Raw genomic sequence first — 21,666 nt, forward strand, 5'->3', positions numbered from 1 at the left:
TAAATAACGAATTTTTTGCCTAGCTATCAACACGTTTATCTATACTCAAAATAGATCACTTAATTTAGCGGATTGGTATAAGCGAGACATCGGTTAACAAAAAGCACCGCCAGTCGGTGCTTTTTTTATGCACTAAGGTTAAATCAAACGTCTCTGTTTGTGTGTTTACTACTTGGCTGCTTGCGGCCAAGCCTACTAAGGTTAATTCGTTAAATACGTTGGGGCTAAGTAATTTGGCAATAGGGCGACCAGTTGCTTTAGCTAATGACTCTTTTAATGTCCAAATTCTAAAAAAGGTATTGGCTTGGCTTTGCGTATTGGGTTGAGACGTAATTAATGTAACTTCGTCTGTATGGTAAAAATGCTTGGCTAGTTTTTCAAACGGGCGCGTTAAGCTAATTTTTTCAAGGTCGAAGCCAAACGCCTCGCTTTCTAAATTTAAAGCAACCCCAACAAAACCATGTGAGTGCGATATACACGTATTAATAACGCACTCGTTAATATGCAGCTCTAATTTAGCTGTGGATTGATTAAAGCTTGTGTTAATGGCATTTAATGGCACATTTGAAAATTCAGGGAGGATGGATTTTACAAGCAATTTTAAAAGTAAACGGCTTGCTACATATTCTTTTTTAGCTATTTGGTTTTTACGGCGGTTAATAACGGTTAATTCAAATTCGCTGAGTAAGCTCGCCAAGTTGTAATCAGCCAAACTAAGAGTATTAGCGTCGAACAACAAAACGGTACTTTTGCCTTTAGGTAAATTGGCAAAATCTGTTGGCGTTATGGTTAAGGCGTTATTAAAAAAATGTGCGGTCATATCAGCTCAAAAAGTAAAAAGTCGTTGTTATTGTGAGCAGTTAACGCGACAAACAAAGGCTGAATACAATTTTATTACTCAGCTGGCATTAAATATGGTTTAATTCACAACAATCAAAATAATAACAGATTTGTAGATGTATGGCACAAATGCGTGATGGGTTTCAAAGCCGACTTGGTTTTGTTTTAGCCGCTGCTGGCGCGGCAGTGGGTTTGGGTAATATTTGGGGATTTCCTACACAAGCTGCTAATCATGGCGGTGGAGCATTTTTACTCGTCTATTTTCTGGTTATCTTTTTATTGGCGTTACCGGCGCTATATACCGAGCTTTATTTAGGCCATAACGCACAAGCAAACCCGGTAAAAGCGCTGGGTAACGCATGGCAAGATAGCAACCGTAAAATAGGTGCAGCTGCGGGCTATATTGGCCTTGCGGGTGCTGTGGTCATGTTGAGTTTTTATTCAATTGTTGCAGGGTGGATGCTGTCGTACGCAATTGAGCCTGTTACAACGTTTGTTGGTTTACACAGTGTGAGCGAGTTTTTACACAGTGACTCGCAAGCCCGTAATTTTGTATTTACACCATTAATGCTTATTTTAACGGCCTGCATTATTTTAAAGGGTGTTAAATCGGGTATCGAAACCTGGTCGCGCCGACTGATGCCTATGCTATTGGTGTTACTTGTTGCGCTAATTGCTTATATAGCCACTTTGGATGGCGCAAGCGAAGGCTTTGCAGCGTATTTAATGCCTAACTTTAGCCAAATACTCGATCCAAATTTAATTATTGCCGCTATGGGACAAGCGTTTTTTTCGTTGTCGTTAGGGGTGGGGTGTATGATGATTTACGGCTCGTATTTACAGCCTGATGCCAATTTACCAAAACTAACGGCAAGTGTTGCATTACTTGATACGAGCGTTGCATTTTTAGCTGGTTTACTTATTATTCCGGCTATTTATGTTGCACAGCATAATGGCGTTGAGGTATTTAGTGGCGGTAAATTAATAGGTGAAGGGCAGCTTATATTTGCCATTTTACCTGAGCTATTTAATACCATGGGAGAAATAGGGTTACTGGTTGGTTTATTGTTTTTTGTTTTGATGTCGATAGCGTCTGTGACCTCGACTATTTCGTCTACTGAAATTCCGGTTGCGTTTTTAGTTGAAAACCACAATGTAAACCGAACTAAAGCCACGTGGTTGGTAAGCTTAGTGGTTTTAATATGTGCGAGTGCAATTATAGTAAACTTTGATTGGTTATTTGGTTTAGTTATTATGGTGTTTACTCAGTACCAACTCCCGTTAATGGGGTTATTTTATTTTATAACGGTTGGCTGGATGTTCAAACGAGGTAATAAGTTACACCAAGCTAGCACCGGCGCGCATTTTTGGTTTGCCCAGTATATTCGTTTTGTATGCCCAATATTAATGACCTTGGTGTTTGCAAACGTCGCGTTTGGTTAATAACTTAATGCAACGAGACTAAAAAGCCTCCGTCGGGGGCTTTTTGCATTTTAAAATGCTGATCGTGATATTTAAAATATTGATATAGCTTACTTACGCCTAGCTGCTTTTTTGTAATATTAAATATTCGATGAAGATAGGTACCAACATCCACTGTTTCAGAGAGTCCAGTTTTTGCATGTTGTGTGTTCTCAACGGCTTCTTTCACCAGTGCTAAATGGTAGGTATCAACAGAGGCAATACTTTTATTTTTTACTTTGGGTATGGTGTTTTGTTTACCTAAAATATAAAAATCATCAAAATAGTGTTTAGCGCTCGCTGTATTATTACCAAACCCTATTACATTTTTACCATTTCGTCTTAAAAAGTGTACTAGCGCCGCAAAGTCAGAATCAGATGACGCTATTGCAAAAGTGTCAATCGGCGAGACATACAATGACTCCATAACCCCGACAGTTAACGCAATATCGGCAGCATTACTTTTCGATTTTACAAGTTTTTCTTGGTACACCATTTCTATAGCAAAGCGCGAGCATATATTCACCCAAGGTTTTAGCTGTACAGCCCCAAAGTTGCCATATGCTTTTTTAACCTCAATATGTTCAAACTTAGCCATTATTTGCTCTATATATTTATGGCTTATATTTTCTGCATCTATGAATAACGCTGTTTTTTCCATTTAAACACCTGCTAAAAAGCCATTAAATATAACTAATTGATACCACTGCAATGCATATTTTGGCAAGTGTAAATGACTATAAATGTTAATTTTTAAAAACGGAGTTAGTAAGCGGTTTACCCTGTTCAACCTCAAGAGCATTTGTAATGGTGGTGTTTGCTATTTCGGTGAGCGCTTCTTGAGTAAAAAAGCCTTGATGCCCGGTGATCAGAACATTTTTAAAACCAACTAAACGGGAAAATATATCGTCTTGGTTTATTTCGTCGCTGTGGTTTTTAAAAAACAGTTCGGATTCTTGCTCGTATACATCTAGTCCTAAGTAACCTAGTTTTTGTGTTTTAAGTGCTTGTATGCAGGCTTTGCTGTCGAGTAATGCACCACGTGAGGTGTTGATAAGCATAACGCCGGGCTTCATTTTAGCGAAAGCATGTTCATCGATTAAATGATGGGTTTGATCGTTTAGTGGGCAATGCAGCGAAATAATATCGCTTTGGGTAAGTAACGTGTTTAGGTCGGTAATGGAGTAGTTACCAGGTTGTGCATTTGGGTCGCACACTAAAACGTTTGCGCCAAATCCATTGAGTATATTACACAGTGCTAAGCCAATTTTTCCGCACCCAATAATGCCCACTGTTTTTTTGTGCAAGTTAAAGCCAAGTAACCCATTTAGATCAAAGTTGTCTTCGCGCACGCGGTTGTAAGCTTTATGTGTTTTTCGGCTCAGTGTAAGCATAAGCGCAATACAATGCTCAGCTACGGCTTCGGGACTGTATGCGGGTACACGCAAAACATGAATGTTATGTGCTTTTGCCGCATCTAAATCAACATTATTAAAACCGGCACAGCGCAGTAATATAGTATTTACACCTTGGGCTGCTAATAGCCTTATAACTTGAGCATTAACTGTATCGTTTACAAATACACATACTGAATTGTAATTGCTTGCTAACACCGCAGTTTGCTCGTTAAGCGATTGCTCAAAATAGGTTATTGCTAAGTTATTATGAGTTGCAATACTCTGTTCAAAAAAAGGTTTTTCGTACTTTTGTGCGCTAAAAAAAGCAATGTTCATGGTGTGGATCCAACAATTTGGTGCGTTTAAAATAGTTAACCTGTTTAAATTAAACTACGTTACTGCCATGTGCTCAAGTAGCGATTACTTTTTATTTACAGCGCTGTGCGCCTATTTAAAGCAGACATAATGGGTGTTGCTTTTATGTCACTTGGTTCAACGGCTTTCTGTAGGTGTGTTTCGATAACCTGTTTAAGTGTTTCAGGTTTAGTACGCGGTGCATAGCGTGCGACTAATTGCCCCTGTGAGTTAATTAAAAACTTTGTGAAATTCCATTTCACTGCACGGTTTTGTGAAATACCGCGGGTATGGCATTTTAAATAGCTAAATAAAGGGTGAGCGTCTGGGCCATTTACCATAACTTTACCAAATACTTTAAACGAAACACCAAACTGCATTTGGTAAAAATCTCTGATAGCTAAATTATCAAGTGGCTCGTTTTGACCAAACTGGTTACATGGGAATGCAAGTACCGTAAAGCCACGATCCTTGTACTCTTGGTATAGCTTTTCGAGAGCATTTAATTGCATTGAAAAACTACATTTACTGGCTGTATTGACAATGAGTACGGTTTTGCCTTTTAACTCGCTTAAAGAAAAATTCTCACTGTTATAAAGTGGTGCATTAAACTGATAAATACTATCCATTGGTTACCTACTTAATTTCCAATTGGTGGAAATTTTACAAAGACTTTCATTCGCTTTTTTGTGGGCCGGTTGACATAATCGGGACCTAGTTTCTAAGTTAGCAGTTAAATAGGTCATTTTTATGTCAATGAAAGTCGCATTTATAGGTTTAGGCGTAATGGGTTACCCAATGGCGGGGCATTTAGCCAATAAAGGGCATAGCGTATGTGTATTTAATCGTACGCAATCAAAGGCGCAAAGTTGGGCTGAACAATATAAAGGAAGCGTTGCAGATACCCCACGCGAAGCTGCTCAAGGCGCTGATATTGTATTTATGTGTGTGGGTAACGACGACGATTTACGTTCTGTAGTTTATGGAGACAATGGCGTTTTGGCGGGTATGTTACCGCATACCATATTAGTTGATCACACTACAACCTCTGCAGAAGTTGCCCGTGAAGTAGCTGCAAAAGCGGCGCTGCAAAATATTGACTTTATCGATGCGCCAGTGTCCGGCGGACAAGCCGGTGCAGAAAATGGCGTTTTAACGGTAATGGCTGGTGGCAATGAAGCCGTATTTGCAAAAGTACAGCCTGTAATGGCGGCATTTAGCCGTTTTAGCCAATTGCTAGGTGGCGTGGGCTCGGGCCAGCTTTGTAAAATGGTTAATCAAATTTGTATTGCCGGTGTTGTACAGGGTTTAGCCGAGGGCTTACATTTTGCTAAGCAAGCAGGGCTTGATGGCGAAAAAGTAATTGAAACCATTTCTAAAGGTGCTGCAGGGTCGTGGCAAATGGAAAACCGTTACAAAACAATGTGGGCAGGTGAGTACGAGTTTGGTTTTGCGGTAGATTGGATGCGCAAAGATTTAGGCATTGCGCTTGATGAAGCTAAAAACAATGGTGCGACGTTGCCAATGACTGCAACGGTCGACCAATACTACGCAGATGTACAAGCACTTGGTGGCGGCCGATACGATACTTCAAGCCTACTTGCACGAATAGAGGCGCTGCATAAAAAATAACTATGTATGTGTTTTAAATTAAACAGGTTTCGCGTTTAACTTGTAGACGCGAGGCTTGCCTGCGTGATGTGCAAAGCCCATAAGGTGACTTATTCACAAAGAGGGAAAGATTAATTTTAAGCTGTTTTTGGCTTATGTTTGCTCATTTACTCTCTTTGTGAAAAATTTACTAAACGTGATTGCACAAAGAGAACAAAATGAGGAGCAAATGATAAGACATTAAAACACTAATAATGGTTTCCTACCTTTATCACTAGATCACTTCTCTAAAGCGCAGCGTCTCTCAGCCTCTTTGTGAAAAATTTACTAAACGTGATTGCACAAAGAGAAGTAAATGAGGAGCAAATGAGAAGACATAAAAACACCAATAATGCTTTCCTTACTTTATCATTAGATCACTTCTCTAAAGCGCAGCGTCTCTTAGCTTCTTTGTTAAATGTTAATTAAAACCATTTGCACAAAGAGAAGTAAATGAGGAGCAAATGATAAGACATTAAAACACTAATAATGGTTTCCTACCTTTATCACTAGATCACTTCTCTAAAGCGAAGCGTCTTTCAACCTCTTTGTGAATTTCTATTTCATTTCACTGGTGTATTTAAGCAGACAAAAAAATGCCCAGAGTGATTTAGGGAAACTCTGGGCTATAACGGGCTCTTTTGAGCCTTGCGCTAACAAAAACTTTCTAATTCATAGGGAGAAGTTGAAAGTGTTTTAAGTATAGCCAAAGCTCTTAAAATTACATATTTTTAGTGCATTTTTTATACTGTAGTTAATACAAATACTTAACTGTGTTGTACACATTTTATACGTTATTTAAGTATGTTTACTCCCAGTTTATTAACTGGGTATTTTGCACAAGATCGCGCGGTAGTGAGTTTTTGATCTTATTTTTTTGCCATTTACCTAGCCCAATGGGGCAGCCGCATAAAGTTAATACCACTTCGCCTAGCTCTTTTGTAGGCTCGGCTAATCGAACATCTTTACCATTAAAGTAGTCGTTTGCTTGTTCGCCATTTAGCGCATACGTATTGGTTTTACACGCATTGCCTAAAACTGTAGCAAACTCGTGGGTTAGCCTTACGCCATTTTTATGAATAATGCCTATTTGAATACCTAAGCGTGCGTATTTAATTTTGTTTTGAATTGCATCAAACCCCTGCGGGAATAACCACAGTTCTTTGTCGCGCTGCATTAATGTGCCGGGTAAGTTTGTTAAACCAAAGTGTTTTTTAAGCTCGCTCATAAATGCAGTTGTTGGTTTTTTATCAAACTCAACAAACGGAAATGCGCCTTTTTTAACTGTTTGGTTTGGGTTGTTACAACTTGCGTGCTTTTTAAACTTGGCAATAAAAAAGCCTTCGCTGTCGTAGGTTTGCGGCCAAACGTGCAAATAGCCCTCGGTCGTTGTTGCTTTATCGGCGCCCGGAAATAAATCGCTAAGCGACTCGGGCGTTATAAACTCGCCAAATTCTGCAAGCAAATATTCGCATACTTGCTGGTTTTCGAGCGGGGTGAGCGTACAGGTTGAATAAACAAGCGTGCCGCCGGGTTTTAACGCGTAAAATGCGCTTTTTATTAAGTCTTTTTGTACTTGGGCTATTTGAATGTTTGATTCGATTGACCAATTTTTTAATGCGTCTGCATCTTTACGTACGGTGCCTTCGCCAGAGCAGGGCGCGTCTAGCAATATGCTATCGAAACATTCATACATGTAGTTACCAAATATAACGCCATCAAAGTGTGAAAGCGCACAGTTACCCACACCCATACGTTTTAAGGTGGCACTCAATACTTTTAAACGCGACGACGAAAGCTCATTAGCAACCAACACGCCTTGGTTGTTCATTAGTGCTGCTAGCTGCGATGTTTTAGAACCCGGCGCCGACGCCATATCAAGCACGGTGTTGCTTGTTTGTATGCTTTGCTTAAGCGCAATAGGCGGCAGCATTGAGCTTGCCTCTTGTACGTACATGGCGCCGCTTAGGTGCAAATCGGTATTACCCAGGGCTAGGTTTTGTTCTTCATTAGTTGGGCGTTCTAGCCAAAAGCCTTCGCTACACCAAGGGATTGGCGTAAGTTGCCAATTTTTTTGCTCCGCTTTTTTAATAAAGTCTTCAACGGTTATTTTTAATGTATTAACGCGGATAGATTTTCTGAGTGGGCGACGGCACGCATTAATAAAGTCATCTAACTTTAAATGAGTTGGCAGGTAGGTTTTTACGTCGTCGATAAAGTGCTCAGGAATAAAAGTATTGGCGTTCACGCGCTAGCTCGTACATTAAAAATAAAGCGCGATTTTAGCATTTAAATAACTAAATTTCAGTGATAAAAACGCGCCCCCTAATTAAGTTTCGCTGTCGACACTTTGTGAATTTTAGGTATTTATAAGCTATTTTGATCATACTTTAGACTAATAGTGTCGACAATGAGGCTGTTTTTTAGCCTTTATGTTAGGTTTTAGGGTTGACATGTTTTTTTAATGCGCCCATTATGGCGATACGAATTGTCGACAATTTAAAAAAATAACTTATGACAGACTCATTTTCAAACGAAGCGCCCGTTACCACAGCATCCGATCAGGTATTTGTAAATATGCGCCGTGAGATTGTTGAAGGCACTATTGCCCAAGGTAGTAAAATTTCGGAGCCCGAGCTTGCAAAGCGTTACGGCGTAAGCCGCGCAACATTGCGTGAGGCGCTAAACCGCCTTGAAAGCTGTTATTTAGTTGAGCGCAAAGCCAATGTAGGTTGCCGTGTTGTAGCACTTACCGCTGAGCGTTTAATTGAGGTTTACCAAGTACGCAGCTCGCTTGAGGGCTTGGCGTGCCGATTAGCTGCCGACAATATGGAGCCTGATGAAATTAAAGGCTTAAAGCAATTACTTAATCAACATTTACAAACACAGCGCGTTAAAGAAGGTGAGTCTTACTACCAAGAAGCAGGCGATTTAGATTTTCATTATCGCATTATAAAAGGCAGTAAAAACGCGCATTTGATTCACTTGCTTTGTAACGACCTGTATCAATTAATACGCATGTACCGCGTACAAATGGGCATGGTGGGGCCGCGTGTATCAAAAGCGTTTGACGAACACTTAGCCATTATTAACGCGATTGAAAACCACGACGGCGAACTGGCCGAAATGCTAATGAAGCGCCATATAAGTGCGTCGCAAGCGAATATTCAAACCAAATTTGATTTATACCAATCTGAATAATTGTTTACTCACACAGATTGGTAAAAGCCGCTAAAAGCTAAAAGTTAAGCAAAATAGTTAAAGCGTCATATAGAAAGATTAAAAATATAAGTTACTCCATGTAGCCACCGTTCAAATAGAGGAAATGACATGTCAGCAGGATATAAATTTAAACAAGCTATTGCTAATAACCGCCCATTACAAGTAGTGGGTACTATTAATGCCTACACAGCGATGATGGCTGAAAAAATGGGCCACCAAGCTATTTACCTTTCGGGTGCGGGTGTTGCTAATGCCTCTTTCGGTATGCCTGATTTAGGCATGACTAGCCTAGACAACGTGCTTGAAGATATTCGCCGTATTACCGGTGCAAGCGATTTACCTTTACTTGTTGATGCCGATACCGGTTGGGGCGGGGCGTTTAATATTGCACGTACCGTTAAAGAAATGACCAAAGCAGGCGCGGCGGGTTTTCATATAGAAGATCAAGTGGCGCAAAAGCGTTGTGGCCATCGCCCAAATAAAGAAATTGTTAGCCAAGGCGAAATGGTTGACCGTATTAAAGCCGCAGTAGATGCAAAAACCGATAGCGATTTTTACATTATGGCGCGTACCGACGCGTTTCAAAAAGAAGGCTTAAATGCGGCTATTGACCGCGCAGCAGCCTGTGTTGAAGCTGGTGCCGATGCTATTTTTGCTGAAGCCGTGCACGACCTTGCCGATTACCAAGCGTTTGCCAATGCGTTAAATGTGCCTATTTTGGCTAACATTACTGAGTTTGGCCAAACGCCAATTTATACCAAAGAGCAGCTAAGTGATGTGGGCGTTGAAATGGTGCTTTACCCACTCAGTGCGTTTAGAGCGATGAATAAAGCGGCACTTAATGTTTACTCGGCGATTTTAAATGAAGGCTCGCAACAAAGCGAAATTGAAAACATGCAAACCCGAGCTGAGCTTTACGACTTTTTAGATTACCACACATACGAAAACACACTCGATAACCTTTTTTCATCAAAATCTGACAAATAATAATTATTAAATTAGACAACACACAAATTTAAGATAGGAGAAGATCATGGTAGATAAAGCATTAGGCGGCGCAGGTTTACGCGGACAAGTAGCAGGCCAAACGGCATTATGTACAGTTGGCCAAAGTGGCTCGGGCTTAACGTATTGTGGTTACGATATTAGCGAGCTGGCTGAAAAAGCGCAGTTTGAAGAAGTGTCGTTTTTACTTTCACGCGGTGAGTTACCTACATCTAGCGAGTTGGCTGAGTACAAAGCAAAATTAAAAAGCTTACGTGGCTTGCCAGATGCACTTAAAACCGTGCTTGAAAATATTCCTAAAGATGCGCACCCAATGGATGTAATGCGTACAGGTTGCTCTATGTTGGGTAACCTTGAAATGGAACTTGATTTCAGCCAAGCAAACGATGCGATTGACCGCATGGTTGCAGTGTTCCCAAGTATTATTTGCTACTGGTACCGCTTTTCACACGATGGTGTTCGTATTGAAACGCAAACAGACGACGATTCAGTAGGCGCACACTTTTTAACGTTATTACACGACAAAGCACCAAGCGAGTTGTTTGCGCAAGTAATGAATGTGTCGCTTATTTTATACGCGGAGCACGAATTTAATGCCTCTACGTTTACAGGGCGCGTATGTGCTTCTACCTTGTCTGATATTCATTCGTGTGTAACGGGTGCGATTGGTACGTTACGCGGGCCATTACATGGTGGTGCAAACGAAGCTGCAATGGATATGATTGAAGGCTTTACTAGCGCAGAGCATGCTGAGCAAGAAGTAATGGGTATGCTTGAGCGTAAAGATAAAATTATGGGCTTTGGCCATGCTATTTACCGTGAGTCGGACCCGCGTAATGTAATTATTAAAAAGTGGTCTGAAAAATTAGCGGCTGAGGTGGGCGATGATGTACTTTACCCGGTTTCTGTTCGTTGTGAAGAAGTAATGTGGCGCGAGAAAAAGTTATTTTGTAATGCTGATTTTTTCCATGCATCGGCTTATCATTTTATGGATATTCCCACTAAGTTGTTTACGCCAATATTTGTAATGAGCCGCGTTACTGGTTGGACAGCACATGTTAAAGAACAACGTGCTAATAACCGTATTATTCGCCCAAGTGCAGATTACACAGGACCAGACGCACGCAGCTATACGCCAATTGAATCAAGAGGCTAATTAGTTAGCATTTAAGGTGAGCCTAGCTCACCTTTTTGCCTTTTTATTTCCCGTCACTTATTAGCGAATTTTTATTATGACCATAATTAATAACACTCAGTACCGCAAACCGCTTGCGGGCTCAAATGTAGATTACTACGATACCCAAGCCGCTGTTGATGCCATTAAACCAGGCGCTTATGCGACTCTCCCTTACAGCTCTCGTGTATTTGCAGAAAATTTAGTACGCCGCTGCGACCCTGCCATGCTTACCGATGCACTTAGCCAAATAATTGAGCGTAAACAAGATTTAGATTTTCCGTGGTATCCGGCGCGTGTGGTGTGCCACGATATTTTAGGGCAAACGGCCCTTGTTGATTTAGCAGGCTTGCGCGATGCCATTGCGGCTAAAGGTGGCGATCCGTCTAAAGTTAATCCTGTGGTACCAACGCAGTTAATTGTTGACCATTCGTTGGCGGTTGAACATGCGGGTTTTGATCCTGAGGCATTTGAAAAAAACCGTGCCATTGAAGACCGCCGCAACGATGACCGTTTTCATTTTATAAACTGGACTAAAACCGCGTTTAAAAATATTGATGTGATCCCGCCAGGAAACGGCATTATGCATCAAATTAACCTTGAAAAAATGTCGCCTGTTATTCAAAACCGCGATGGTATTGCATTCCCCGATACGCTAGTAGGTACCGACAGCCACACCCCGCATGTTGATGCATTAGGTGTTATTGCTGTGGGTGTAGGCGGGCTTGAAGCTGAAAGCGTTATGCTTGGCCGCGCGTCGTACATTCGTTTACCCGATATTGTAGGCGTAGAGCTTACGGGTACTCGCCAGCCTGGTATTACCGCTACCGATATTGTGTTGGCGATTACTGAGTTTTTACGCGAGCAGCGTGTTGTATCGACCTATTTAGAATTTTACGGCGAAGGCGCCGATGCTTTAACGCTTGGTGACAGAGCAACTATTTCGAACATGACGCCAGAATTTGGTGCGACTGCGGCGATGTTTTATATCGACGATAAAACAATAGACTATTTACGTTTAACAGGGCGCGATGAAGAGCAAATAGCCCTTGTAGAAAACTATGCTAAAACGGCTGGCCTTTGGAGCGATAGCTTAAAAACCGCAAAATACGAGCGTGTTTTGACCTTTGATTTATCAAGCGTTGGCCGCAATATTGCGGGGCCTTCTAATCCACATCGTCGTGTTTCAACCAGCGATTTAGCGAAAGAAGGTATTTCGGGCGTTGTTGAAAACGAAGCAGGCTTAATGCCAGACGGTGCGTGTATTATTGCGGCAATTACCAGCTGTACTAATACCAGCAACCCGCGCAATGTAATAGCTGCAGGTTTGTTAGCGCGTAATGCGAATGCAAAAGGGTTAATGCGCAAACCTTGGGTTAAAACGTCGTTAGCGCCGGGCTCTAAAGCCGTGCAATCGTACCTTGAAGACGCAAACCTATTGCCAGAGCTTGAGCAGCTTGGTTTTGGTATTGTTGGCTTTGCGTGTACTACCTGTAACGGGATGAGTGGGGCGCTTGACCCTGTGGTTCAAAAAGAAGTGATAGATCGCGATTTATACACAACGGCTGTGCTTTCGGGTAATCGTAACTTTGACGGGCGTATTCACCCTTATGCAAAACAAGCCTTTTTGGCATCACCGCCTTTGGTTGTAGCTTATGCTATTGCGGGCACGATTCGTTTTGATATTGAAAAAGATAGTTTAGGACAAGATCAACAAGGTAATGATGTAACCCTTAAAGATTTATGGCCAACCGATGAAGAAATAGATGCGGTAATTCAGCAAAGCGTTAAACCTGAGCAATTTAAAAAAGTGTACGAGCCTATGTTTGACTTAACCGTAGATTACGGTGAAGACAACGACCCACTTTACGATTGGCGAGCGCAAAGTACCTATATTCGCCGCCCGCCTTATTGGGAAGGAGCACTTGCTGGTGAGCGTACCATGAGTGGTATGCGTGCTTTGGCGGTATTGGGCGATAACATCACAACGGATCATTTATCACCCTCTAACGCAATTATGGCAAGCAGTGCAGCGGGCGAATACCTCACTAAAATGAATGTGCCTGAAGAAGACTTTAACTCGTATGCAACGCACCGCGGCGACCATTTAACGGCCCAGCGTGCCACGTTTGCTAACCCTAAATTACTTAACGAAATGGTACTTGATGAAAACGGTGACGTTAAGCAGGGGTCTTACGCGCGCATAGAGCCAGAGGGTGAAAACACGCGCATGTGGGAAGCAATCGAAACCTACATGCAACGTAAACAACCACTTATTATTGTGGCCGGTGCTGATTACGGGCAAGGATCGTCGCGCGATTGGGCGGCAAAAGGCGTAAGGCTTGCCGGTGTTGAAGTTATAGCTGCTGAAGGCTTTGAGCGTATTCACCGTACTAATTTAATTGGTATGGGCGTTTTACCACTTGAGTTTGCACCAGGCACGACACGTAAAACACTAAATCTTGATGGTAGTGAAAGCTACGATGTAAAAGGCGCACCAGCACCGGGCGCCACTTTAGAGCTTGTGATCACCCGCAAAAATGGTGAAGTGCTAACTGCAGCAATGAAATGCCGATTAGATACGCAAGAGGAGCTTTCTATTTATGCTGCTGGTGGTGTATTACAGCGCTTTGCTCAAGACTTTTTAGAAGCGACAAACGCGTAATAAGGATTTAAAAATATGTTTAAACCACAAATAAAAGTGCCCGCGACCTACATGCGTGGCGGCACGAGTAAAGGTGTGCTTTTTAATTTAACCGATTTGCCAAAGCCTGCCCAAGTGGCAGGTGAGGCGCGCGATAATTTATTGCTTCGTGTTATTGGTAGCCCCGATCCTTATGGTAAACAAACCGACGGCATGGGCGGTGCAACATCAAGCACCAGCAAAACGGTTATTTTAAGTAAAAGTGAGCAAGCCGATCACGATGTTGATTACTTGTTTGGGCAAGTCGCAATTGATAAAGCGTTTGTTGATTGGAGCGGTAACTGCGGTAATTTAACTTCAGCCGTGGGAGCTTTTGCTATTAGTAATGGTTTAGTTGATAAAAACCGTGTGCCCGATAATGGCATAGCTATTGTGCGTGTTTGGCAGGCTAATATTAAAAAAAGCATTTTAGTGCATGTACCTATGACTAATGGCGAAGTGCAAGAAACCGGTGACTTTGAGCTTGACGGTGTGACGTTCCCTGCAGCAGAAGTAAAGCTTGAGTTTGTAGACCCTGCTGATGGGGGTGGTGCTTTATTTCCAACAGGTAATGTTGTTGACGATTTAGAGGTGCCAGATGTTGGTACGCTAAAGGCGACGATGATTAATGCGGGTATTCCAACTATTTTTATTAATGCTGAAGATATTGGTTATACCGGTACTGAGCTGCAAGACGACATTAATAACGATGACGCTGCACTTGAAAAGCTTGAAACAATACGTGCTTATGGCGCTGTTAAAATGGGCTTGATTAATAATATAAATGAAGCACAAGCACGCCAGCATACACCTAAAGTTGCGTTTGTTGCTATGCCTGTGGCGTATAACGCATCAAGCGGTAAACACATTGATGCTGGCAGTATTAATTTATTAGTACGTGCTATGTCGATGGGTAAATTACATCATGCCATGATGGGAACAGCCGCCGTTGCAATTGGCACCGCAGCAGCAATTGACGGTACGTTAGTAAATATGGCTGCTGGTGGTGGCGCATTGAGTGAAGTGAATTTTGGTCACCCCTCGGGCACGTTAAAAGTAGGCGCTGAAGCTAAAAAGATTAATGGAGACTGGCAAGTTACTAAAGCGAGTATGAGCCGAAGCGCCAGAGTATTGATGGAAGGGGTTGTAAGAGTTCCCTTTTAATAATTTTTTACTGCATTATTAACTTTGTGAAATTAAAAGACCCTTATAGTCAGTTAGGGTTAACGTAACAATATTAATAATGCAGTAACAATTAAGCAGGATTTTAAAATAAATAAAAAAACAAGGGATTGGCTTTTCTAGTTCTAAAGGTTTGCTTTCAATTAAGAGTTTAGTTCTTTTGGGTTGCTTTATCTCAGTTCTGCATTTATTTTTAATGTTCTGTCGCAAATACTTGAAGAAAAAATTTAACAAACTAAATTTAATGTAATAATCAATCAATAAACACGATATATTATAAACCAACATGTTGGTTTTTTGTGGCTGTAACCTAGGTTATTGAATTTAATTAAGGCCTATAAAAATTAAAACATGGCGTTAAACTAAAATTACATCATTTTATATGTATAAATATGTAGCAACAACTCATAGCTTAATGGTACTTTTAAAGTTCTAGTAACAAAGGTTAGATTATTGTGCTTGTTTACATTTTTTGTAAACGACTAATATACTTTCCCAAGTTTAACCAAACTTTTCAGATACTTATTTCATGGCTATCAAGGAGAAATAAATGGCGAAGCGTATGATCAAATTTACACCAATAGCGGCATCAGTTGCACTTACACTCGGCTTAACGGCGTGTGGTTCTGACAACGATGGCAATAACTATGTTGCACCACCACCACCTGTTGAGTCTTTTAGCTCAGAAGACACAGCTTTATTTAACGTAGAAGTTACAGGTAAAGCGGTTAAAGGTGCGATGATGAACGCGGTGGTTAGCGTTTCAACATTAGATGCAACTGGTGAAATGGTTGCAGTACCATTTCGTTTAGCAGCATCTGCGGAAGCTGAAACATTCTCTGCTGAAGAGTCAACTCAAGCAGCTGCAGATGCAGCAGTTGCTGCAAGTATTTTAGCAGCAAACCCAGACGCTGTTTTAACAAATGAGAGTGGCCGTTACAGCGTTTACTTAGAAGATGACTTTACAGGTCCTGTGTATATTACTGTTAAAACATCAGCTGAAGGCGACGACAGCTACCTACGTTGTGATGCTTACCTAGGTTGTGGTACTTACGACGAAGCACCAGCAGAAGACGACGTTAACGATGGCGATACAGCAATTGAGTTTGGCGAATGGTACAAGGCAGACCTAGAACTTTCTGTTGTTAAATTTGTGCCAGCGGTTGAAGCAGATGCATCTGGCGCAAGTGGCGTTTTAGGCGACGCAAACGTAGCGCGTTCACTTAGAGCAAACGCGACTTTCTTAACAACACTTGTTTCACAACTTTTAATTGATGCTGGCGAAGGTGTTGATGCTGCAGGTATTGCAAATTCAAGTGTTGACGTACTAGTTCAAGTTTTAGGCCCAGATACAGCACTTTTACTAGCTTCTTTACTAGGTGATGTTTCTAACGGCGGTGCAGTCGATTTAACTGACGTTGACGGCGAAGAAATGCTAGACGATGGTATTTTATCGTTAACTCAAGTTGCTTCATCTATTCAAGGCCTTGCGGATATTAACGGCAACATGACAAAGCTTATTGCTGGTATTAAAGCAGGTAAAGTAACAGGTAGTGACGATGCAGACATAGCTGCACTAGCTACTGCACTGCAACAAGCTGCTACAAATACGGCTAATATTTTCTTTGCAATTGCTACTGGTGAAGAAAGCGATATTGAAGCTGCACTTGCTGCTGCATTTGCTGTAAACAACCCAGATGCAACTGACGCTGAAAAGGCGGCATTTGCTGCACAATCAACAGGTATTGCTAAAAAAGCAAAAGCTGCAAAAGACAAAGCTGTTAAAAATGGCGCAGCAAGTGATGCTGGTTTAGCTAAGGCTGCTGAAAAATCTAAAAAAGCACTTGAGAAAATTGGTTGTACTGACGATTGTACAGTAGGCGATGGTTTCTACATGCAACTTGCAGCTAAAACAACTGCTGCGGTAACTGTTGCAGAAGCTGAGCTAGTGTCAATTCAGGCATCAGTTACTGCTGCGCAAGCTGATTTAGTTGCAGTACAAGCACTAGGTGGTGACACTGTAGTTGACGCAGACACAGCAGTAGCATTTGCAAATGCGGTTGAGTTACTTGTAAATGAAGCTGCAGTTGCTGATTTAGCCGGTGAATCGAATGCATTGTTTGTACAGTCTCAAAGTTTAGTGTCTGTAGCTACTTTACTTGTGGCTAATAGTTCTGATTACCAACAAATTTTAGACGATGCAGACGCGTTAGTTGTCGGTTCTTCTGCTGAAATTGATAAAGTTTCTACTTTTAATACAGAACTTGAAGCACTTGAAGCTGCTGCAGCGCAAGCACTTATTGATTTTGATGCAGAAGTTGCAGCAGCAGCTGCCCTTGCTACAGAAACTAACGAACTAGCGCTAGCAGCTGAAACGGCTGCAATGACTGCTGAAACAGCGTCTACAACAGCACTATCTGCTGCTGAAAATGCAATGGTAAACAACGCTGATAATGCAGCTGAGGCGCTAGCTAAGGCAGATGCTGCGATTGTTGCGGCTTCTGACTTTGCTGCAAGTGTTGACGCATTAGAAGTTGCTATTGCACAAGCATTAGCTGCTGCAGAAGCTTACTTAGCTTTAGATGCTGACAGTGCCGATGCACAAGATTTAATTGATTCTGCAGAGGCAATGGCTGTTACAGCTGCTGCTAAAGCTGAACTTGCATCAGAGCAGTTTGCTACAGCGTATGCTCTACAATTAACGGCGCAAGAAGCGGTTGCTAAGTTTGAAGTTCTTGTATCTGTTAAAGCAACATCAGAGTCACTAAGCACAATGACTGTACTTACAAGCACTGGTGGTGAAGCGGTTCTTGATGCAGCTGACGTATTAGGTGATGTAATTAACGAACTTGCTGATATGGGCAACTCTGGTGAAGGTACGTCTACTCGTCAACCTAACTGGACTTATGCTTACAGCTTAGACGACCTAACGCTTATGCTTAACAATGCAACCACAGGTGAAATGATCAGCGCTGCTGCATCTTACCAAGGTGAGCAGTTAGTTGTTGCTTGGGGCGCTACCTTAGTTGGTGGTGATGCTACGGTTGAGCTAATGACTGCAGACACGCAAACTAATGCTCTTGCAGATTGTGTTGATTTTGCAGCCGGTACTATTGACGAGACTCAAATTGATTCTTGTTTAATATTTACTTTTGACGGCGAAGTAGATGCTGACACAGTAGATGATGCTGAAATCGTTAATACTGAAACTTGGAACCACGTGACAATTATGGACGGTGATTCTGGGTTTACTGGTATGTTAAACGTAACGGCTAATGACGCGACTGACAAGGGTACTGTTACTCTTGAAGGTATGTCTGGCGACCTAGACTTTAAAGTTATGGGTACGGTTGACGCAAGCGGTGATGAAGATCAAAGCATGCTAGATGTAATGGTTAAAGGTGACGCAGCAATGGGTTACACATTATCTCTTATGGGTGCTGAGTCTTCAGGTTACACTGGCGACGTTAAAGCTATGTACAATGGCATGATGATGTCGTTTGGTACTGCTACTAAAGTTACTAATGGGCTTTCAATCTCTTACATTGATGGTGTAACAATGGATTACACTGATGTTGATTTAATTGACTCAAGCAAGTAATTTTTAAACTATTAAAGGGAAAAGCACATAGCTTTTCCCTTTTTTTATTGAAAGCGATTAAATTATGAAAAAAAAAATTCTTTTGCTAGGATTTTCATCAGCTCTACTATCTCCACTTGCATCCGCTAATAATCAGTTTCAAGTTTTTACTCATTTTGACGCAGAAATCTATACCGAAGCGCAACCAGTTCAGGCATTTGTTGATGACTTTGATGCGCCGCTAACGTCGGGTGACAGTGCATTTACGTACAATATTTTTGAAGTTGGTGTTGGGTACGGTAATTTTAAAGTTGGTTTACAAAGTCGCTTTGACTACGTACTAAATTTTGATCCAGATACGGCAAAATACACACACATTGAAAAAAATGATTTGGCTTTTGAAGATAGATACTACACCTATTATTTAGACGCTAAACAAGCAACCTCTAATGGTATATTTGCGTCTTACGATTTTAAATTTTTAGATAAAAACGCATTAACCATTACACCAAAACTTTCTATTTTTGCTAGTACGCATTTTCAAGACGGAATTGTTGACGGGCGTATTTACAGCGATGAAGTAGAAGGCGATATTTCTGTAGATTATAACTATTCAAAAGATATTTTATTTAAAAAATTTACGCCATCTGAAAACCCAGAAGGGTTAGGTTATAGCCTAGATATATTTGCTAATTGGCAAGTAAATGACGAGTTGCATGTAGGCTTTAGCGTTAAAGACTTGCTGTATAAAACTGATTATGAAGACAGTGGGTTTGTAAATGGGCAAACAACCGAGATCCCATTTAGCCAAAACGATAATGGCGATATAATTACGCAGCCAACTGTATCGTTAAAAACATCGTCGTTTGGAAATACGCAATCTCATGACTTTGATATGAAAATGCGCATGCAAGCGTTTGCTGACTATAGGATAAATGATCGATTTTCGACTCAATTAACTCTTAAACGCTACGATCAAGATACATTTAGCCAGTTAAAAGGGCGAGTTCATTTTTGGGATCATTGGAAAGTACAGGCTGGCTATGAAACTAAAAGCAAGGCTTATTTAGTGGGTATTGAAAGCGAGTATTTTGGTCTTAATCTGCAAACCGATAGTTTAGATTTGGATAAAGCGTATTATGCAAATATAAATTGGTACATGAACATTAAGTTTTAAGGAATGAAGATGTTAAAACAAATTATACCTTTAGGGGTTGCAGTAGCATTAGCGGGTTGTGGTGGATCATCTTCTAGTTCTGATAACAACGAAAGTGTGGCTGTAACTCAAATTACAACTAATTCAACAGCCCGTTTTTATGTCGCCAACTGGCAGTCGCCGAAGGGTACACTAAATATTTTAAATAACGAAGGTGTTATTCAAGAGTCGATTGAAGTAGATAACATTAATACGTTTAGCATAAGTGTAACGCCGCTTACATACAGCCGCTTTGAATTTATACCTGATGATACGTTGTTATCTTGTCCACGATTTACAGGGTGTGGCAGAACAGTACGTGATGACCCTAATGATTTAAACGGTAACCGTTTAGTTGATTTTCAAGAACCAACGTCTGTTACATTAAATTATAAAGCAGATGCATTTATTGCCCCTGGTGTTAACGCGCTATATTTTTCTCCTTTAAGTACAGCGATTACTGATGCAGGCTTAAGTGCAGTGCAAGCAAGTTTATCTGCCACGCCGTTTTATCATTTAACGCACAGTAACCTTACAGCCAGTGTTGAAGCTGAAATGGTCACAAATGCCTTTACGTATGCCGCTATTATTGCAGGCGTAGCTGACAGTACCTTTAACGTTGATACTGTATTTAATACCTTTTCTAGTAATGATAGCGAACAACAAGCATGGCGAGATTACAGTCAATTAGCTGCTCAATATATTCCTGATAACCTGTTTAGTGAACAGGGAAATGGCTTACTTCCTAATGTAGCAGGCCAAGTAAACCAAACCATTGCGAGTGTTACTACTTATCAGCAGTGGGAGCCACGTGTGAGTGAAGCACAGAGCTTAGAGTCAAGAGAGCTGCTTGTTGATGTTAGAAATATTATTGGTGTTGCAAGGCTTCAAGAAAAAAGCTACTCAAATGAACTCGACGCTAAATTTGCTGAACTAGAGGGTGCGTTTGACGAAGATACTCAAGCAACGCTTACAGCACTGACTAATGCGCTTAACGAGGTTATAACTAATTATTCACCTTTGGCTGATGATTCAGTACCTTCTGGACAATATTCGCTGAGAGATTTAGACATTGATTACAGTAAATCGCCTTATACTTGGGCTATAACGGGTACCTACGATAACTTACCGATTAGCATAGACTTATCTATTCCTACTTTTAGAGTAAGTGGCGTGCTAGGTAATAAAATTGAGGGTGTAATGAGTGCTACGGTAACCAATGGCTCAACTTTACTGAGTGTTGATGTTAGCGAGTTGGTGATTCAGTTTGATGGTATTGACGTTGTAAACGAAACAAATCCTGATGCTGATACAGGTATTGCACAACTCACTACTAATGTTGTTATTAATAAAGCTAATGGTGAATTAGCAGGCGATTTATCGTTAAACCTAAACCGTTTTGTGGACTCATTTGGCGAGGTATCCACTACGTTATCGTCTTTCGATTTTCAAGGTGACTTTGAAAGCGAGGTTCAAAGTACTGCGTTTCATATAACTGCAATTGAATCGTCACCTTTTATTGGTGAAGAAAATGATGATTTAGCCTTTACCTTCGAATTAGATTTTCCACTAAGTGCCGCTAACGATTTTAAATTTGCTTATGTGGGTGCTGTAGATAATTTAACAGAGCTAACATCGACGGATATATATGTGAGTGCTCAAGGACAGGCGTTGGATCTTCGTATTCGCGATGTTAATGGTAATATTAGCCTAGTTGCAAAAGGTGAAAATGGTCGCTGGTTAGATGTAAAACAAGCAGGTCGTAATTACAGCGGCGGCTTATACTTTGGTGATAAAAAAATTGCTGAGGTTACCGCTGTTCGTGGGATCCCAGGTGTTTTATTTCCAAATGGTGATTTTGAATCGGTGTTTTAAACCACCGTTAGTTTTATAAACTAATATTAAAAAGCCCAACAAGGTGAA

The 21,666-nt window shown here is 41.1% G+C and carries 15 protein-coding genes; 10 read left to right on the forward strand and 5 right to left on the reverse strand.

The window, feature by feature from the left end:
* Positions 1-64: 64 nt before the first annotated feature.
* Positions 65-820, reverse strand: coding sequence for a 4'-phosphopantetheinyl transferase family protein (locus AC27JL_RS08160; protein WP_487195341.1), 756 nt, complete (start codon positions 818-820; stop codon positions 65-67).
* Positions 821-960: 140 nt separating this feature from the next.
* Between AC27JL_RS08160 and AC27JL_RS08165 the strand changes: the two genes are divergently transcribed.
* Positions 961-2,283, forward strand: coding sequence for a sodium-dependent transporter (locus AC27JL_RS08165; protein ID WP_008130843.1), 1,323 nt, complete (start codon positions 961-963; stop codon positions 2,281-2,283).
* A 4-nt stretch (positions 2,284-2,287) separates the two neighbouring features.
* On the opposite strand, the gene AC27JL_RS08170 is transcribed toward AC27JL_RS08165, so the two are convergent.
* The 3 genes from AC27JL_RS08170 to AC27JL_RS08180 form a co-directional block, all read right to left on the reverse strand.
* Entirely contained in the window at positions 2,288-2,962 is a 675-nt protein-coding gene (locus tag AC27JL_RS08170) for an NYN domain-containing protein (RefSeq protein ID WP_487195343.1), read from the reverse strand.
* An 85-nt stretch (positions 2,963-3,047) separates the two neighbouring features.
* Positions 3,048-4,034 (reverse strand): 2-hydroxyacid dehydrogenase, encoded by a 987-nt coding sequence (locus AC27JL_RS08175; protein ID WP_487195345.1) that lies wholly within the window; start codon positions 4,032-4,034, stop codon positions 3,048-3,050.
* Positions 4,035-4,129: 95 nt separating this feature from the next.
* Positions 4,130-4,681 carry a glutathione peroxidase gene (locus tag AC27JL_RS08180; protein WP_010556305.1) on the reverse strand — a complete coding sequence of 184 codons (552 nt, stop codon included), beginning with the start codon at positions 4,679-4,681 and terminating at the stop codon, positions 4,130-4,132.
* Positions 4,682-4,802: 121 nt separating this feature from the next.
* Between AC27JL_RS08180 and AC27JL_RS08185 the strand changes: the two genes are divergently transcribed.
* Positions 4,803-5,684, forward strand: coding sequence for an NAD(P)-dependent oxidoreductase (locus AC27JL_RS08185; RefSeq protein WP_198434402.1), 882 nt, complete (start codon positions 4,803-4,805; stop codon positions 5,682-5,684).
* A gap of 826 nt (positions 5,685-6,510) precedes the next feature.
* Here AC27JL_RS08185 and rsmF read toward each other — a convergent pair.
* Positions 6,511-7,950: a 16S rRNA (cytosine(1407)-C(5))-methyltransferase RsmF gene (gene rsmF, locus AC27JL_RS08190; RefSeq protein WP_487195347.1), complete on the reverse strand. Its 1,440-nt coding sequence runs from the start codon at positions 7,948-7,950 to the stop codon at positions 6,511-6,513.
* Positions 7,951-8,216: 266 nt separating this feature from the next.
* On the opposite strand from rsmF, the gene AC27JL_RS08195 reads away from it, so the two are divergent.
* The 8 genes from AC27JL_RS08195 to AC27JL_RS08230 all read left to right on the forward strand — a co-directional run bounded on the left by AC27JL_RS08195 (position 8,217) and on the right by AC27JL_RS08230 (position 21,618).
* Positions 8,217-8,903 (forward strand): GntR family transcriptional regulator, encoded by a 687-nt coding sequence (locus AC27JL_RS08195; RefSeq protein ID WP_010556308.1) that lies wholly within the window; start codon positions 8,217-8,219, stop codon positions 8,901-8,903.
* Between the two features lie 129 nt (positions 8,904-9,032).
* The gene (gene prpB, locus AC27JL_RS08200; RefSeq protein WP_006794390.1) at positions 9,033-9,911 is read left to right on the forward strand and encodes a methylisocitrate lyase; all 879 of its coding nucleotides are present in this window, start codon (positions 9,033-9,035) and stop codon (positions 9,909-9,911) included.
* Positions 9,912-9,957: 46 nt separating this feature from the next.
* Positions 9,958-11,085: a bifunctional 2-methylcitrate synthase/citrate synthase gene (gene prpC / locus AC27JL_RS08205; RefSeq protein WP_006794389.1), complete on the forward strand. Its 1,128-nt coding sequence runs from the start codon at positions 9,958-9,960 to the stop codon at positions 11,083-11,085.
* A gap of 76 nt (positions 11,086-11,161) precedes the next feature.
* Complete coding sequence (gene acnD, locus AC27JL_RS08210) at positions 11,162-13,768, forward strand: Fe/S-dependent 2-methylisocitrate dehydratase AcnD (protein WP_487195348.1); 2,607 nt, start codon at positions 11,162-11,164, stop codon at positions 13,766-13,768.
* A 15-nt stretch (positions 13,769-13,783) separates the two neighbouring features.
* Positions 13,784-14,950, forward strand: a complete 1,167-nt coding sequence (gene prpF, locus AC27JL_RS08215) for a 2-methylaconitate cis-trans isomerase PrpF (protein ID WP_487195349.1) — start codon at positions 13,784-13,786, stop codon at positions 14,948-14,950.
* A 568-nt stretch (positions 14,951-15,518) separates the two neighbouring features.
* The gene (locus AC27JL_RS08220) at positions 15,519-18,569 is read left to right on the forward strand and encodes a hypothetical protein (RefSeq protein ID WP_487195350.1); all 3,051 of its coding nucleotides are present in this window, start codon (positions 15,519-15,521) and stop codon (positions 18,567-18,569) included.
* A 64-nt stretch (positions 18,570-18,633) separates the two neighbouring features.
* Positions 18,634-19,725 (forward strand): hypothetical protein, encoded by a 1,092-nt coding sequence (locus AC27JL_RS08225; RefSeq protein WP_277054545.1) that lies wholly within the window; start codon positions 18,634-18,636, stop codon positions 19,723-19,725.
* Positions 19,726-19,734: 9 nt separating this feature from the next.
* Complete coding sequence (locus AC27JL_RS08230; protein ID WP_487195351.1) at positions 19,735-21,618, forward strand: hypothetical protein; 1,884 nt, start codon at positions 19,735-19,737, stop codon at positions 21,616-21,618.
* Positions 21,619-21,666 lie beyond the last annotated feature (48 nt).

This window comes from Pseudoalteromonas sp. 4NS20-0020 (assembly GCF_057554385.1).